The sequence below is a fragment of the Mycobacterium sp. 1165196.3 genome, assembly GCF_001673415.1.
Taxonomy (GTDB): domain Bacteria; phylum Actinomycetota; class Actinomycetes; order Mycobacteriales; family Mycobacteriaceae; genus Mycobacterium; species Mycobacterium europaeum_A.
This window is the reverse complement of record NZ_LZLU01000269.1, coordinates 79,628-95,088: the sequence shown is the minus strand read 5'-3', so window position 1 is coordinate 95,088 and position 15,461 is coordinate 79,628. Positions and strand designations below refer to the sequence as shown.

The 15,461-nt window shown below is 67.1% G+C and carries 14 protein-coding genes and 1 pseudogene; 7 read left to right on the top strand and 8 right to left on the bottom strand.

Going from position 1 to position 15,461, the window contains the following annotated elements:
• Nucleotides 1-1,264, top strand: a 1,264-nt coding sequence (locus tag A5659_RS26105) for an MBL fold metallo-hydrolase (protein WP_156749377.1), incomplete at its 5' end; no start/stop codon positions are given.
• A gap of 13 nt (nt 1,265-1,277) precedes the next feature.
• Here A5659_RS26105 and A5659_RS26100 read toward each other — a convergent pair.
• Nucleotides 1,278-2,195 carry an SAM-dependent methyltransferase gene (locus A5659_RS26100; protein WP_066866721.1) on the bottom strand — a complete coding sequence of 306 codons (918 nt, stop codon included), beginning with the start codon at nt 2,193-2,195 and terminating at the stop codon, nt 1,278-1,280.
• Between the two features lie 75 nt (nt 2,196-2,270).
• On the opposite strand from A5659_RS26100, the gene A5659_RS26095 reads away from it, so the two are divergent.
• Nucleotides 2,271-3,077 carry an enoyl-CoA hydratase/isomerase family protein gene (locus tag A5659_RS26095; protein WP_067185296.1) on the top strand — a complete coding sequence of 269 codons (807 nt, stop codon included), beginning with the start codon at nt 2,271-2,273 and terminating at the stop codon, nt 3,075-3,077.
• 3 nt (nt 3,078-3,080) lie between these two features.
• Here A5659_RS26095 and A5659_RS26090 read toward each other — a convergent pair whose 3' ends face one another.
• The 4 genes from A5659_RS26090 to A5659_RS26075 all read right to left on the bottom strand — a co-directional run bounded on the left by A5659_RS26090 (nt 3,081) and on the right by A5659_RS26075 (nt 7,298).
• Nucleotides 3,081-3,947, bottom strand: coding sequence for an LLM class flavin-dependent oxidoreductase (locus tag A5659_RS26090; protein ID WP_066866718.1), 867 nt, complete (start codon nt 3,945-3,947; stop codon nt 3,081-3,083).
• A 114-nt stretch (nt 3,948-4,061) separates the two neighbouring features.
• Nucleotides 4,062-4,805: an STAS domain-containing protein gene (locus tag A5659_RS26085; RefSeq protein ID WP_066866716.1), complete on the bottom strand. Its 744-nt coding sequence runs from the start codon at nt 4,803-4,805 to the stop codon at nt 4,062-4,064.
• 379 nt (nt 4,806-5,184) lie between these two features.
• Nucleotides 5,185-6,177, bottom strand: coding sequence for a DUF4873 domain-containing protein (locus tag A5659_RS26080; RefSeq protein WP_231998021.1), 993 nt, complete (start codon nt 6,175-6,177; stop codon nt 5,185-5,187).
• A gap of 215 nt (nt 6,178-6,392) precedes the next feature.
• Nucleotides 6,393-7,298: a diiron oxygenase gene (locus A5659_RS26075; RefSeq protein ID WP_066866715.1), complete on the bottom strand. Its 906-nt coding sequence runs from the start codon at nt 7,296-7,298 to the stop codon at nt 6,393-6,395.
• Nucleotides 7,299-7,422: 124 nt separating this feature from the next.
• Between A5659_RS26075 and cobF the strand changes: the two genes are divergently transcribed.
• The 4 genes and pseudogenes from cobF to A5659_RS26060 all read left to right on the top strand — a co-directional run bounded on the left by cobF (nt 7,423) and on the right by A5659_RS26060 (nt 9,828).
• Nucleotides 7,423-8,169: a precorrin-6A synthase (deacetylating) gene (gene cobF, locus A5659_RS26070; RefSeq protein ID WP_067185293.1), complete on the top strand. Its 747-nt coding sequence runs from the start codon at nt 7,423-7,425 to the stop codon at nt 8,167-8,169.
• 4 nt (nt 8,170-8,173) lie between these two features.
• Nucleotides 8,174-8,416, top strand: a pseudogene (locus tag A5659_RS28795) (DNA-formamidopyrimidine glycosylase family protein); the annotation flags it as partial.
• A 162-nt stretch (nt 8,417-8,578) separates the two neighbouring features.
• Nucleotides 8,579-9,037, top strand: a complete 459-nt coding sequence (locus A5659_RS28790) for a zinc finger domain-containing protein (protein WP_231998020.1) — start codon at nt 8,579-8,581, stop codon at nt 9,035-9,037.
• A gap of 41 nt (nt 9,038-9,078) precedes the next feature.
• Complete coding sequence (locus A5659_RS26060; RefSeq protein WP_067142503.1) at nt 9,079-9,828, top strand: SDR family oxidoreductase; 750 nt, start codon at nt 9,079-9,081, stop codon at nt 9,826-9,828.
• Between the two features lies 1 nt (nt 9,829).
• On the opposite strand, the gene pgi is transcribed toward A5659_RS26060, so the two are convergent.
• Both pgi and A5659_RS26050 read right to left on the bottom strand, forming a co-directional pair.
• Nucleotides 9,830-11,494 carry a glucose-6-phosphate isomerase gene (pgi, locus tag A5659_RS26055; protein ID WP_066866707.1) on the bottom strand — a complete coding sequence of 555 codons (1,665 nt, stop codon included), beginning with the start codon at nt 11,492-11,494 and terminating at the stop codon, nt 9,830-9,832.
• 169 nt (nt 11,495-11,663) lie between these two features.
• Nucleotides 11,664-11,984, bottom strand: coding sequence for a chorismate mutase (locus tag A5659_RS26050; RefSeq protein ID WP_082976190.1), 321 nt, complete (start codon nt 11,982-11,984; stop codon nt 11,664-11,666).
• A 391-nt stretch (nt 11,985-12,375) separates the two neighbouring features.
• Here A5659_RS26050 and pcrA point away from each other — a divergent pair, with 391 nt between their 5' ends.
• Nucleotides 12,376-14,787 (top strand): DNA helicase PcrA, encoded by a 2,412-nt coding sequence (pcrA, locus tag A5659_RS26045; protein ID WP_067185291.1) that lies wholly within the window; start codon nt 12,376-12,378, stop codon nt 14,785-14,787.
• A gap of 85 nt (nt 14,788-14,872) precedes the next feature.
• Here pcrA and A5659_RS28315 read toward each other — a convergent pair whose 3' ends face one another.
• Nucleotides 14,873-15,460: a hypothetical protein gene (locus A5659_RS28315; protein ID WP_197498224.1), complete on the bottom strand. Its 588-nt coding sequence runs from the start codon at nt 15,458-15,460 to the stop codon at nt 14,873-14,875.
• Between the last annotated feature and the right edge of the window lies 1 nt (nt 15,461).

Sequence of the window (15,461 nt, the reverse complement as noted above, 5' to 3'; positions counted from 1 at the left end):
CGGATCGACGGCCCAGATGGACTGGACCTTCGGCGAGGTCATCTCGTACGCCTCGCGGGGCGTCACGCTGAATTCCGGTGACGTCATCGGCTCCGGGACGGTGCCCACCTGCACGCTGGTCGAGCACCTCAATCCCGCTGCGCTGGAAGCGTTTCCGGGCTGGCTGCACGACGGCGACGTCGTCACGCTTCGGGTCCAGGGCTTGGGGGAGACTCGGCAAACTGTCCGCGCCAGCGGCGCGCCGCACCATCTGGCCCCCCGGCCCAACCCCGACGCCGCACCTGCCCCGGCCCGGGTCAACCGCGCGCCGGCAAAGGTGCCCTACACCCGCGGGCTGCATCAGGTCGGCGACCGGGTGTGGGCATGGACGCTGCCCGACGGCGGTTACGGGTGGAGCAACGCCGGGCTGATCGCCGGCGACGGTGCGTCGCTGTTGGTGGACACCCTGTTCGACCTGGCGCTGACCCGCGAGATGCTCGCCGCCATGCGGCCCATCACCGGGCCGGCGCCGATCACCGACGCGGTGATCACCCACTCCAACGGCGACCACACCCACGGCAATCAGCTGCTCGACGCGTCGGTGCGCATCATCGCCGCCCGCGGCACCGCCGAGGAGATCGAGCACGGCATGGCCCCCGAGATGCTGGCTATGGCGCAGACCGCCAACCTCGGGCCGGTGGCAACGCCGTACACGCGGGAACGCTTCGGGCACTTCGACTTCAGCAACATCACGCTGCGCAACGCCGACCAGACCTTCGAACGGAACCTGTCGATCGAGGTGGGTGGACGCCGGATCGACGTGCTGAACCTGGGTCCCGCGCACACCGCCGCCGACTCGGTGGTGCATGTCCCCGACGCCGGCGTGCTGTTCGGCGGCGACCTGTTGTTCATCGGCTGCACGCCCATCGTGTGGGCCGGCCCGATCGCCAACTGGGTCGCGGCGTGCGACGCGATGGTCGCGCTGGACGCTGCCACGGTGGTGCCCGGCCACGGCCCGGTCACAGACCCGGATGGAATCCGTGCGGTGCGTGACTATCTCGTGCACGTCGCCGAACAGGCCGAGGCCGCATACCGCCGGGGCCTGTCGTGGGCCGAGGCCGCCGACACCATCGACCTCGGCGAGTACGCGACCTGGTTGGACGCTGAGCGCGTCGTCGTCAACGTCTACCAGCGATACCGCGAACTCGACGCGCAGACACCGCATTTGGAGATCATGGCCCTGCTGGTGATGCAGGCCGAATGGCTGGCGAAGCGGTCGGCGTGATGCACCGCGCCGGCTAGCGCCGCACGGCCCTGACGAAGCTGATCGTGGTGGCGGGCACCTGCTGCCCGGCGGGTCCCAGTTCCGGCAGACCCGCGGCGGCGAACAGGTCGGTGAGCCGAAACGTGGTGGTATCCCACCCGTTTGCGGCCAGGTGTGCGGCGACGTCGGTGTGCTCGCCGGGGTAGGCCAGGCCGGCGATGTCCAGCTCGAGCCCCTGCCTCCGCCACCCCTCGGTCATGCGCTGCGCCTGCTCCTGGCCCTCCGGCGTCGGCGGGGCGACGGTCCCGAAATCGGCGGCGAACCGGCTGCCCTCGCTGGACAACGGAATGATGGCGTTCAGCAACCGCACTTCGGCTTCGGGCGGAAGGAATCCGATCAGCACTCCCTCGGCCAGCCACGCCGTCGGCTGATCCGGGTCAAAGCCGGCCTCCTGCAAAGCCGCCGGCCAGTCCTCGCGCAAATCGATGCCCACGGTGCGGAGTTCGGCGGTGGGGGCCGCGCCGATCTCGGCCAGCGTCGCCGTCTTGAACGCGATCACCTCCGGCTGATCGATCTCGTACACCGTCGTCCCGGCCGGCCACCGCAGCCGGTAGGCCCGCGAATCCAGCCCGGACGCCACGATCACCACCTGACGCAGCCCGGCCTGCCCGGCGGCGGCGAAGTAGTCGTCGTAGAACCGGCCCCGAGCCGCGAAGGTGTCCACCATTCGCGAGAAGGCGACGCCCTCTTCGATGTCGGCCGAATCGAGTTCGCCGCTGGCCAGCTTGGTGAAGACGTCCAGCCCGACGGCACGCACCAGCGGCTCGGCGAACTCATCGGTGATGACCGGTTGAGGACGTTTGGTGGCGGCCGCGCGGGCGGCGGCCACCATGGTGGCGGTGGCGCCAACGCTGCTGGCCAGGTCCCAGCTGTCGCCTTCGGTTCGTGCCATGGCTTCTCCTTCGGTGTGGTGGCAAAACCACGGTATGCCTCATCGGTGAACAGGCACGTCGCCTACGGTTCCCCTATGCCCGCAGTGACACTGGAAGCTCTCGAAGACAACATCGCCTGCATCACCCTGAACCGGCCCGAGCGCCTCAACGCCATCGACGGGTCGTTGATCGACGGCGTGGACAAGGCGCTCGACGTTCTCGACGAGGGCGAGTTCCGGGTGGCGATCCTGACCGGTGCCGGGCGCGGCTTTTGCGCCGGCGCCGACCTGAGCGGCACCGGCCAGCCGTGGACGCAGAACAAGCCGACCACCCCGGCGTTCAAGGTGAACTACGACGCGCAGGTTCGGTTGGCCAACCTGTACACCCGGATCTACGAGATGGACATTCCGGTGATCGGAGCGGTGAACGGTGTCGCCGTCGGTGGCGGCCTGGCGTTCTCGTTGGTCTGCGACGTCCGGGTCGCCTCCGAGCAGGCCCGGTTCGGTTCGGTGTTCATCAAGGCGGGCTTCTCGTCGATGGACATGGGCACCAGCTACCTGTTACCGAAGATCGTCGGCGCCGGCGTGGCCCGCGAACTCATGCTCACCGGCCGCATCATCGATGCGGTCGAGGCCTATCGCATCAAGCTGGTGCACGAGGTCGTCGCCCCCGACGAGCTGCTGCCCGCCGCGCTCAAGCTGGCCCGTTCGATCGCCGAGAACAACGCTTATGGGGTGTGGCAGACCAAGATTGGGCTCAACGCCGCGCTCGATGCGCCCAGCCTGCGCCATGCCATCGAGATCGAGAACCGCACCCAGATCCTCAGCGGCTTCACCAACAACCCGGTCGAGGCCGCCTTGGCGCACCGAGAGAAGCGCGCCCCGAAATGGGATTCGTTGTGAATTCTAGAGTTTCGCGATCACGTTCTCGGCGAACATCTCCAGGTTGCGGATCTTGCTGTCCAGCGGCTCGGTGTCCTTGCCCTTGATGTAGGGGATGCGGAAGCCGACGATGACGTCGGTGACGCCCTTGTCCTCGAGCCGCTTGATGCCGTCCGCGGTGTAGGCGTCGGCCGAGATGACGTGGATCTCGAACGGCCCCGTCTTGCCGGCCTCTTCGCGGAACTTTTTGAGCTTGGCCAATAGGTGATCGAGCTCCTCGGGGTCACCGCCGCCGTGCATCCAGCCGTCCAGGCGCGCGGCGCGCCGCAGGGCCGCGTCGGCGTGCCCGCCGATCAGGATCGGCACGGGCTTGGTCGGGGCGGGCGTCATCTTGGTCTTGGGGATGTCGTAGAACTCGCCGTGGAACTCGAAATACTCACCGGTGGTGAGGCCCTGGATGATCTCGATGCATTCGTCCATCCGCTTACCGCGCCTGGCGAACGGGACACCCAGCAGCTCGTAGTCCTCGGGCCATGGGCTGGTGCCGACGCCGAAACCCACTCGGTTGTCGGTCATCGCCGCCAGCGAGCCAATCTGCTTGGCCACCAACGCCGGTGGGCGGATGGGCAGCTTGAGGACGAAGAAGTTGAACCGCAGCTTGGTGGTCACCGCGCCCAATGCCGATGTCAGCACGAAGGTTTCGATGAACTCCTTGCCGTCCAGGAACTCGCGGTTGCCGTCCGGGGTGTAGGGGTACTTCGAGTCGGATTCGAAGGGATAGGCGATGCTGTCGGCGATCGTCATGGCGTCGTAGCCAGCCGCCTCGGCTGCCTTGGCCAGCGGGATGTAGTACCTAAAGTCAGTCATCGCCTCTGCATAGGTAAACCGCACGTCATCTGCCTTCCTGGAGGGGTCGTCCCTCGACATTAGAACGTGTTCTAGTTTCAGCACAACCGGCAGCTGGGCGCGACGGGAACGGGGGCGCCGTCGAGGGACGGTTTCGGATTACAGCTGGTTCTCGGGGCCGATGACCGCCCACACCGTCTTGCCGGACGGGGTGGGCGTGCTGCCCCACGCGCGCGACAACGCTTCGACGATCGCCAGCCCGGACACGTCGATGCCCTTCGGCGGCGACGGCAGCCGCACCGCGGGCGCGTCGCTGGCGTCGGACACCGCGATGGTCGCGGTGGTGCCCTGCGCTTCGATGCGCACCGCCGGAACGCTCGCGGTGTGCTCGAGCACGTTCTCCACGAAAACGTTGACCACCACCAGGGCCACCGGAATGAGTTTCGATTGCGACCACGTGGTGAGCCACTCGCGGACCATGCGCCGTGACTCGCGCAGGCTGGTCAGGTCGGCGGGCAGCTGGACATCGGCGCGCCGCACCGGGCGGCGGCTGTTCTGGCCGAGCGCCTTCATTGCCGCCTTTTCGCTCGGATAGACCGGCATGAAGTGGGTGATCCCGCTATTGCTGATCGCCTCGCGGGTCGCCCGGTCGGTGCAGACCAACACGATCGGAACGTGGGGAGCGCTGCCAACCTGCCAGTAGGCGCCCATGAAGGTCGACCATGCTGATTCGGTGTGCGCCTTGAGGCCGGAGACGTTGACGATCACGGCGGCGGCGTCGTCCAACGTGGCCTTGAGAATTCGCTCGAGCACAGTGGTGGCGTTGGCGGCATCCAGCTCACCGTCGACGGTCAGAACGGCGACCGAGTCATCCGTTCGCATCGCAACGGCCACGGGGCTCATCCCAGCTCGGTCCTGGCGTCCGGTTCCATTTACCGCTCCTCGCATTCTGCCGGGCCGACTGCTTGAGTATCCGCTCTCAGGGGCAAAAGTCTACTTCGCAACTCGTCGGCGACTACGCAGGCAGAAACCACAGGCGATCGGGATTCGCCCGAATCTGTGCCGCAAACCCGCAGTGAAGGCATCATGTGTTCCCCTCCCCACCCGCTGGGGCGTTCGACTTTTATCGCCCCAGCGTGCTGTGGAGTCCGTCGCCCAGCACGCGCTTCCCCGGGGTTACCACGCGCTGAGCGCCGCCAAACTTTTGGGTACGTTCAACAAACGTGCATTAACCAGCGCAAAGGCACCGGTTTCGGCGGCCGCGGCGGCCCCCGAGCGGGGCTCAGCGGTTGCTCAGTGCGTAGGGCGGAGCGCCCACCCCGGCGACCGAGTGCGTTCCCCACGGTGTCTGTTCGACGATGCGTGCCGGCGCGCTGCGCCGACCGATGGTCAGTGTGCCGGTCCGCACTTGCTTGAAGAGGTCGTCCGACAACGGTCCGGCCGCCGAATCGAAGACGGTTCCCTGCCAGTGATAGCGGCCGTCGAGCGGGTCCAGATGGCCGGTCAGCCGGACCTGTACCGGATGGCGGGCGCCACCGATTTCTAGGGTGGCGGCTCCGCTGTAGGTGTTGTCGCCGGCGGGCGCGGTGGCCGACAGTTCGAAGGCGGATGCCACCGGGGGCGGCTCGGCCGGTCGCAACTGGGCCCGCTCGTTGAACACCCGCTGGCTGCTGGCCCGCACCTCGATGCGGGCGCTGGCGGTGCGCGCCATGACTTTCAGGCACTCGACGACGTAGCGCGCCTGGGCGTCCCGATCGGGTCCGGTGATGACGAAGTAGTTCGGGAATCCGCGGACCGCCACCCCACAGAACGGCTCCATCCCGTCGTGCCAGGCCCGCCGCAGGGTGAGGCCGCCCGCGCCGATCAAGCCGTCGTCGGCGGCGTCCTCGGGGATGAAGAAGCCGGTGCCATAGACGATGGCGTCGACGCGGTGCTCGACGCCGTCGGCGGTGCGCACGCCCGCTGCGGTGACCGCCTCGATCGCCGACGCGGCGATCGTCAGCAGCGGCCGCGTGGCGGCGGGCCGGGCGCGGCTGCGCAGCCAGCGTTTGGCGCGGGTGGACCATGCCGGGATGTCGGCCACCACCCGACGTGGTGCGTGGGCGAACACGGTAACAGAAGCTGCCGCCCGAGTCAGTCGCTCGAGGTGATGGGCCGCCGCGGCGTCGGTGCCGATCGCCGCGATGTGCTTGCCGGACGGATCGAATCCGCGGTCCCATGCCGCGGCGTGAAATGTCGCACCGCGAAAGGTCTTGTCTCCAGGAAACTTCGGTATCCACGGGGTGCCGGGCCGGCGGTGTGCGTCGACGACGACGTGCGCCCGGACGACGCGGCCGCCGTCGGTGTGTAGCGTCCAGGTGTCGGTGCCCTCGTCGAACACGCAACGCGGGACCGGGACGTCCAGCGTCGCGACGTCGGTCACGCCGGCGGACTGCAAAACGGAGCGGACGCCGGCGTCCGGACCGATGACGACCAGCGGATGCTGAGCCGTCACAGAAACCTGCTGCGCTTCCAACCGCGGCGCGCGATCGGCCCCAGCAGGCCCACCTCGGTCAGAAACGCCGCCAGCGGAGCGAAGCCGGCCACCTGGGTGTCGCGGCGATGTGGGCTGGTGCGCGCGACCTTTCGGGCCCGCTTGGGGTCTAGGCCCGCCCGTGCGTACGGGACCGGATTGCTGAACAGGTAGTTGAAGAAGTATCCGCCCAACCCATTGATGTTGGCCATGAACCAACGGTTGAACCGGGGCATCTCGACGACGCGCTTACGGGCGCCGTCGCGCGCGAACTGGATGTGGCGTGCCTCTTCGGTGACGTGAATCCGCATGAGGCGCTGGATGATTGGCTGCAGTTCCGGGTCGTCCATCATCTGCCGCTGCAGCGAGTCGAAGATCTCCTCACCGATCAGGGCGGCCACCCAGAGCATCGAGCCGCGCTGAAACGCCAACGGCAGCGCATTGATGATCATTCGGTGAAACAGCTTGGGGCGCACCGGCTTTGCCCCGATGCGTTCGATGGCCTTGCCGAACATCACCATGTGGCGGGTCTCGTCGCCCAGTTCGGTCAGCTTGTAGTGCGTCGACCTGCTGGTCGGGTCTTCATGCAGGATGGTGCGCAGCAGCGCCTGGTTGAGCATGTTCTCGAACCAGATCCCGGCCGAGAGCGTGTTGACCAATTCCTGGCGGGACAGCTCGATTTGTTGTTCGCGGGACATCTCGTCCCACATGGGGGTGCCGTAGAGCGACACCAGCCGGGGCGGCAGATAGAACTTGTCCGGATCCAGCGGTGCGTCCCAATCGATGTCGACGACGGGTTCGTAGGACTTCTTGACCGAGCCCTTCAGCAACCGGTCCGAGAAGTCTTCACGACTCGGCCCTGGGGGCTTCACCGCTGACGTCATACGCCGCTCCCTCCATTGGGTGCTTCAGACGGTACCCATGGTACTGGGTACTTGGGGTCCCGGCTAGATGTTGAAGGTTGCGATTCGGCAATCTGACGGGCAACGAGCATCAGGAGGCGACGCGTTGGGCCGGCACATTCATGTCATCGGCATCGGGGCCGGCGACCCCGATTACGTGACCGTGCAGGCGATCAAGGCGCTCAACGCCACACAGGTCTTCTTCGCGATGGACAAGGGCGAACAGAAGAGCGACCTGGTGGCGCTGCGACGCGAGGTCTGCGACCGGTTCATCCGCGAGCCGGGCTACCGGTTCGTCGAGCTGGTCGACCCCAAGCGGGCAGACGATGCCGACTACCGGGGCGCGGTTGCTCAGTGGCACGCCGCCCGCGCGCAGATCTGGGCCGATGCGATCGCCGCCGAACTCGGTCCGCACGGCGTCGGCGGGTTTTTGGCCTGGGGCGATCCGTCGCTCTACGACAGCACCCTGCGCATCCTCGACGCGGTGGCCGCGCGCGTCGACTTCACGTTCGACGTCATTCCGGGGATCACCGCCGTGCAGGCGCTGACGGCACGCCACCGCATCCCGCTCAACGAGGTAGGCGAACCCGTGCTGATCACCACGGGCAGGCAACTGCGCACCTACGGGCCGTCTTCGGCATCGGCCGTGGTGATGCTCGACGGCGACTGCTCGTTTCAGGTCTGCCCGCCCGACACGCAGATCTGGTGGGGCGCCTACCTCGGCACCGACGATGAACTGCTCATCGCGGGCACGGTGGGCGAGGTGGGGCCGCGCATCGTTTCGCTGCGAGCCGAAGCCCGCGCCCGGCACGGCTGGATCATGGACACCTATTTGCTGCGACCGGCACACTGAAACCGTGCCCGAACTACCCGAGATCGAAGCGCTGGTCGACCACCTGCGGCGCCACGCCGTCGGCCTGCCGATCGGCCGGGTCGACATCGCCGCCCTGTCCGTGCTCAAGACCTTCGACCCGCCGATCAGCGCGCTGCACGGCCAGACCGTCGCCGGGGCCGAGCGGTGGGGCAAGTACCTCGGGCTGCGCACCGACAACCTCTTCTTGATCGCGCATCTGTCGCGTGCCGGCTGGCTGCGTTGGTCGGACAAGCTGGGCGCCGCGCCGCTGCGGCCCGGCAAGGGCCCGATCGCGCTGCGGGTGCACCTGGGCACGCCCGGCGAGGCGCCCGGTTTCGACCTCACCGAGGCCGGCACCCAAAAGCGGCTGGCGGTGTGGCTGGTCGACGACCCGGCTCAGGTCCCCGGCATCGCCGCGCTGGGCCCGGACGCGTTGGATCTGGACGCCGACGCGCTGGCCGATCTATTGGCCGGCAACACCGGCCGGATCAAGACCGTCATCACCGACCAGAAGGTGATCGCCGGGATCGGCAACGCGTACAGCGACGAGATCCTGCACGTCGCGCGGATCTCGCCCTTCGCCACGGCCGGCAAGCTGTCCGATCAGCAACTCGCCACCCTGCACGACGCGATGGTTTCGGTGCTCACCGATGCGGTGACCCGATCCGTCGGGCAGGGCGCGGCCACGCTCAAGGGCGAGAAGCGCTCCGGCTTGCGGGTGCACGCCCGCACCGGGCTGCCCTGTCCGGTGTGCGGGGACACCGTGCGCGAAGTCTCGTTCGCGGACAAGTCTTTTCAGTACTGCCCGACGTGTCAGACCGGCGGGAAGATCCTGGCCGACCGGCGGATGTCGCGTTTGCTGAAGTAGTCGCCGGGCCGGGACTTGACACCTGTCGATATGCTGCCCCGATGACTCGCCAGAAGATCCTCATCACCGGTGCCAGCTCCGGCCTGGGCGCCGGCATGGCGCGTGCGTTCGCCGCCAAGGGCCGCGACCTCGCCCTGTGCGCGCGGCGCACCGACCGGCTCGATGAGCTCAAAGCCGAGCTGTCGCAAAAGCATCCGGGCATCAACATCGCCGTCGCCGCGCTCGACGTCAACGACCACGAGGCCGTCCCCAAGGTGTTCGCCGAACTCAGCGACGAACTCGGGGGCATCGACCGCATCGTCGTCAACGCCGGCATCGGCAAGGGCGCAAAGCTGGGGTCCGGCAAACTGTGGGCGAACAAGGCCACCATCGAGACCAACCTGGTCTCAGCGCTGGTGCAGATCGAGGCCGCACTGGAGATGTTCAACAAGAACGGATCGGGGCACCTGGTGCTCATTTCGTCGGTGCTCGGCAACACCGGCGTCCCGGGCGTCAAGGCCGCTTACTGCGCCAGCAAGGCGGGGCTGACGTCATTGGGTGAGTCGCTGCGCGCCGAGTATTCGAAAGGTCCGATCAGGGTCACCGTGATCGAGCCCGGTTACATCGAATCGGAGATGACCGCCAAGTCGGGGAGCACGATGCTGATGGTGGACAACGAGACTGGTGTCAAGGCGCTGGTCGGTGCCATCGAGCGCGAGCCTGGCCGGGCTGTGGTGCCGCGGTGGCCGTGGGCGCCGCTGGTGCAACTGATGCGGGTGCTGCCGCCGCAGCTGACCAAGATGTTCGCCTGATTCAGCTGGTCCGCCCGCGCTCGCTGCGGTAGCGGCGCACCAGGGCATCGGTGGAGCTGTCCGACTGCGGCGCCGGCGAGCCGTCCGCGGTGATCACCGGAAGCAGGGCCTTGGCCTGGGTTTTACCCAGCTCCACGCCCCACTGGTCGAACGAGTCGATCCCCCAGATCACGCCCTCGGTGAAGACCTGGTGCTCATACAGCGCGATCAGCTGGCCCATCACCGACGGGGTGAGCCGGTTGGCCAGGATCGAGGTCGAGGGCCGGTTACCGGGCATCACCTTGTGCGGCACGATGTCGGCGGGGGTGCCCTCGGCGGCGATCTCCTCGGCGGTCTTGCCGAACGCCAGCACCTGGGTCTGGGCGAAGAAGTTGCTCATCAACAGGTCGTGCATGCTGCCGTCGCCTTCGGCGGTGGGCAGGTCGTCGAGGGGTTGGCTGAACCCGATGAAGTCGGCGGGCACCAGCCGGGTGCCCTGATGCAACAGCTGGTAGAACGCGTGCTGCCCGTTGGTTCCCGGTTCGCCCCAGAAGATTTCACCGGTGTCGGTGGTGACCGGGCTGCCGTCCGCGCGGGTCGATTTGCCGTTGGATTCCATGGTCAGCTGTTGCAGGTATGCCGCGAAGCGCGCCAGGTCATTGGAGTACGGCAGCACGGCGCGCGACTGCGCGCCCATGAAACTGGAGTACCACAGGCCGATAAGCCCAAGCAGCACAGGCGCGTTGGATTCCAGCGGCGCGGTCTTGAAATGCCGGTCGACGATGTGGAACCCGGATAGGAAGTCCCCGAAGGCTTCTCGGCCGATGACGGCCATCACCGACAGGCCGATCGCCGAATCCACCGAGTAGCGGCCCCCGACCCAATCCCAGAACCCGAACATGTTGTCGGTGTTGATGCCGAAGTCGTCGACGAGGCGTTTGTTGGTGGAGACGGCGACGAAGTGCTGGGCCACCGCCGCGTCCCCGAGGGCGTCAGTGATCCAGCGGCGTGCGGCCGTGGCATTGGTCAGGGTTTCCAGCGTCGAGAACGTTTTCGACGCTACGATGAAAAGCGTTGTGGCGGGGTCCAAGTCGGCCAGAGTGGCGATCAGGTCGGCAGGGTCGACATTGGATACGAAACGCGCCGAGATCCCCGCATCCGCGTAGTGGCGCAGCGCCTGATAGACCATCACCGGGCCGAGGTCCGATCCGCCGATGCCGATGTTGACGACCGTGCTGATCCGTTTGCCGGTAGCCCCCGTCCATTCACCGCTGCGCAACCGGTCGGTGAAATCGCCCATGGCGTCGAGCACCGAGTGCACCTCCGCGACCACGTTCTGGCCGTCGACGGTCAGCTCGGCATCCCGGGGCAGCCGCAGCGCGGTGTGCAGGACCGCGCGATCCTCGGAGGTGTTGATGTGCACCCCGGCGAACATCTGGTCGCGCCGTTCTTCGAGATTGGCCGTGCGCGCCAGATCGACCAAGAGCCGCAGCGTTTCTCGCGTGATGCGGTGCTTGCTGTAATCGATGTAGAGGTCACCGACGGAGACGGTCAGCTCGCGGCCGCGATCGGGATCGTCGTCGAAGAACTGACGCAGATGGGTCTGGCCGATCTGTTCATGATGCCTGCGCAGGGCGTCCCACGCCGGGGTGGCGGTGATGTCGGGGAGGGTGTGCACGGATGTCATTGGCGTCGCTCCTCTTCATCGCTTCGCTCTGCATCGTCGCCGACGCGGGTCATTGGCGTCGCTCCTCTTCATCGCTTCGCTCTGCATCGTCGCCGACGCGGGTCATGCTTCGACCCTATGGGTTGTGACGTGACGGAGCCAGGTGTAGCGCCGCGCCGATGCGACCCGGTCAGTGACCGAGCCGGCCCCTGCCCAGGCGCAGCAGCAGAATCGCCAGGTCCTTGCCTTCGGGGCCGAGTTCGCTGTAGCGCTCGATCACCTTCATCTCGCGGCTATGGACCAGCCGCGTGCCGCCCGAGGCCATCCGGGCCTTGCCGATTGCCTGAGACACCTCGGTGCGCCGCTGCACCGCGGCCAGAATCGCGGCGTCGAGCCGGTCGATCTCGTGACGCAACTCGTCTATATCGGTGGGCACTTCGGTCGCCACCGTCTCGATGTTCATCTTTGCTGACTCCGCGTCTTTGTCGTGATGTGGGGGTTCTGGTCTCATGCAGTATCGGGCCTCACAAAAGACGAGCCCCGAGTGCCGAAGCGGACCACGGGGCTCTGCGGAAGCAGTTAGACCACGGGCACCGCGAACTGGTACCCGTAGGGAAATCGGCGGCGCCACTCCTGCGCCGAGGAGCGTCGCCGACATTGCACGTTGAGCACGAATCGAGTGTGCCACTAAAAACCGTGAACACGCAAAAAATCGCGTTTAAGCTGCGCTTTTTGGACTCCGGTGCAATTAGCCGGCCGGATGGAACCAGCTTCGGAAACGCCATTCCGACACGCCGGATTTCGGGTAGCGTCCGTGACGCCGCACCGGCCGGTCCGGCCACTAGCCTGGTCTGATCCCGGGGCGCTGATGCGTCAGTGGGCGGCGGTAAGTTTGGACTGACATGAGTGTGCACGTAACAGATGCCAAGCCGGCCTCCGGAGCAGATCAACTGCTCGAGGGTCTCAATCCGCAACAGCGCCAAGCGGTGGTGCATGAGGGTTCGCCCCTGCTGATCGTCGCGGGCGCGGGTTCGGGAAAGACCGCGGTGTTGACCCGCCGCATCGCCTACCTGATCGCCGAACGCGGGGTCGGGGTCGGGCAGGTGCTGGCCATCACCTTCACCAACAAGGCCGCCGCCGAGATGCGCGAACGGGTGGTCCGGCTGGTGGGCAACCGAGCCCGCGCGATGTGGGTGTCCACCTTCCACTCGACCTGCGTGCGCATACTCCGCAACCAGGCGTCGTTGATCGAGGGCCTGAACTCCAACTTCTCCATCTACGACGCCGACGACTCGCGGCGGCTGCTGCAGATGATCGGCCGCGACATGGGGCTCGACATCAAGCGCTACTCGCCGCGACTGCTGGCCAACGCCATCTCCAACCTGAAGAACGAGCTGATCGACCCCGCCGGGGCGGTAGCCAACCTGACCGACGACTCCGACGAGTTGTCCCGCACGGTGGCCAGCGTTTACGGCGAGTACCAGCGGCGGTTGCGCGCGGCCAACGCCCTGGACTTCGACGACCTGATCGGCGAGACCGTGGCGGTGCTGCGCGCCTTCCCGCAGATTGCCCAGCACTACCGGCGGCGGTTCCGCCACGTCCTGGTCGACGAGTACCAGGACACCAACCACGCGCAGTACGTGCTGGTGCGCGAATTGGCGGGTCGCGGCGGTTCAGCGAGGCGCGCCGGAGCTGGCCCGGGGGCCGGCGGAGGCGAGGTGAAGCTGGGACCGCCGAATCAACCCGGCAGTGACGAGGTATCCGACGAGGTTCCACCGGCGGAACTGTGTGTGGTCGGTGACGCCGACCAGTCGATCTATGCGTTCCGCGGCGCCACCATCCGCAACATCGAGGACTTCGAACGCGACTACCCGGACGCGACAACCATTCTGCTGGAACAGAATTACCGCTCGACGCAAAACATCCTGTCCGCCGCGAACTCGGTGATCGCCCGCAACTCCGGACGCCGGGACAAGCGGCTGTGGACCGCCGAAGGCGCCGGCGAGCTGATCGTCGGCTATGTCGCCGACAACGAGCACGACGAGGCCCGATTCGTCGCCGAGGAGATCGACGCGCTCGCCGAAAAGGGCGAGATCACCTACAACGATGTCGCCATCTTCTACCGCACCAACAACTCGTCGCGGTCGTTCGAAGAGGTGTTCATCCGCGCCGGAATACCCTACAAAGTCGTTGGGGGAGTGCGCTTTTACGAGCGCAAGGAGATCCGCGACATCGTCGCCTACCTGCGGGTGCTGGACAACCCCGGCGACGCGGTCAGCATGCGGCGCATCCTCAACACCCCGCGCCGGGGCATCGGCGATCGCGCCGAGGCGTGCGTGGCGGTGTATGCCGAGAACACCGGCGCCAGTTTCGCCGACGCGCTGGTGGCCGCGGCCGAAGGCAAAGTGCCGATGCTGAATTCGCGCGCGGAGAAGGCGATCGCCGGTTTCGTCGAGCTGCTTGACGAGCTGCGCGGCCGCCTGGACGACGACCTCGGCGACCTGGTCGAGTCGGTGCTCGAACGCACCGGATATCGCCGGGAGCTGGAATCGTCCACCGATCCCCAGGAGCTGGCGCGCCTGGACAACCTCAATGAACTCGTCAGCGTGGCACACGAATTCAGCACCGACCGCGCCAACGCCGCGGCGCTGGGCGAGTCCTTGCAGACACCTGAAGACGAGGACGTGCCGGACACCGGCGTGCTGGCGGAATTCCTGGAACGGGTCTCGCTGGTCTCCGACAGCGACGAGATCCCCGAGGACGGCGCCGGCATGGTCACCCTGATGACGCTGCACACGGCCAAGGGCCTCGAATTTCCGGTGGTGTTCGTCACCGGCTGGGAGGACGGAATGTTCCCCCACATGCGGTCCTTGGACGATCCGGTCGAGCTCTCCGAGGAGCGACGGCTGGCCTACGTCGGGATCACCCGGGCCCGCCAACGCCTCTATGTCAGCAGGGCGATCGTCCGGTCGTCCTGGGGGCAGCCCATGCTCAATCCCGAATCGCGCTTCCTGCAAGAGATTCCGCAAGAGCTCATCGAATGGCGGCGCACGGCACCCACCCCGTCGTTCAGCGCGCCGGTGAGCGGCGCCGGCCGGTTCGGCATCCCGCGGGCGGCCCCGACCCGTTCGGGGATGAGCAAGCGACCGCTGCTGGTGCTCGAACCCGGAGACCGGGTGACGCACGACAAGTACGGACTGGGCCGGGTCGAGGAAGTGTCGGGCGTCGGCGAATCGGCCATGTCGCTGATCGACTTCGGCAGCTCGGGACGGGTGAAGCTGATGCACAACCACGCCCCGATCAGCAAGCTCTAGCCGCGATCACGAGCTTCCGCATCGAGGGTGCACTCAGCGCGAGAAATCGGCGAAATCCTCACCGGGAGTGCACGTTCGGCAGAGGTCAGGCGTCCAGCCAGCGTTTGGTTTGCGGCAGCAGCACGAGCACGACCGTGGCGATCGGCAATGCGGGCAGCAGATGCACAACCCAGGCGACCCGCGCCCCGGCGATGAACACGCCGATGTAGGTGAGGACGGCGACCAGCGCTCCGGCCATCAGCAGGTAGCGGCTGATCGATCGGCGCTGCAGCAGCAAGATCACGCCAGAGACCGTGGTGCCGGCGAAGACCAGGGCCAGGAAGGCGACCGCGATGCAGAACAGGCGGTCAGTTCGCCACCAGCCGGCGATCAGGTCGGTGGCCACCACCGACGTGGCCCAGCCGCTGACGATGCTCACCGCGCACGCGGCGACGGCCGTCCGATCGCTGGGCTCGATGGCCGGCACTCCGTAACCCGTGCGGGCCGCGCCGAAACCGGACCGGTAGGTCGGCGGCTGCGGGGTGAAGTGGGTGGTGGGGGTGTCCGGCGTGGTGGGGATGGGACCGGTCGGCGCGCGGCGGATGATCCGTGTCCGTGAGTCGGAGGGCGGGTCGTGCTCCGGTGGGGGCTCGGGCGGACGCGGACCGGAATTTTCTTCGTTCGGCGCGGTCACC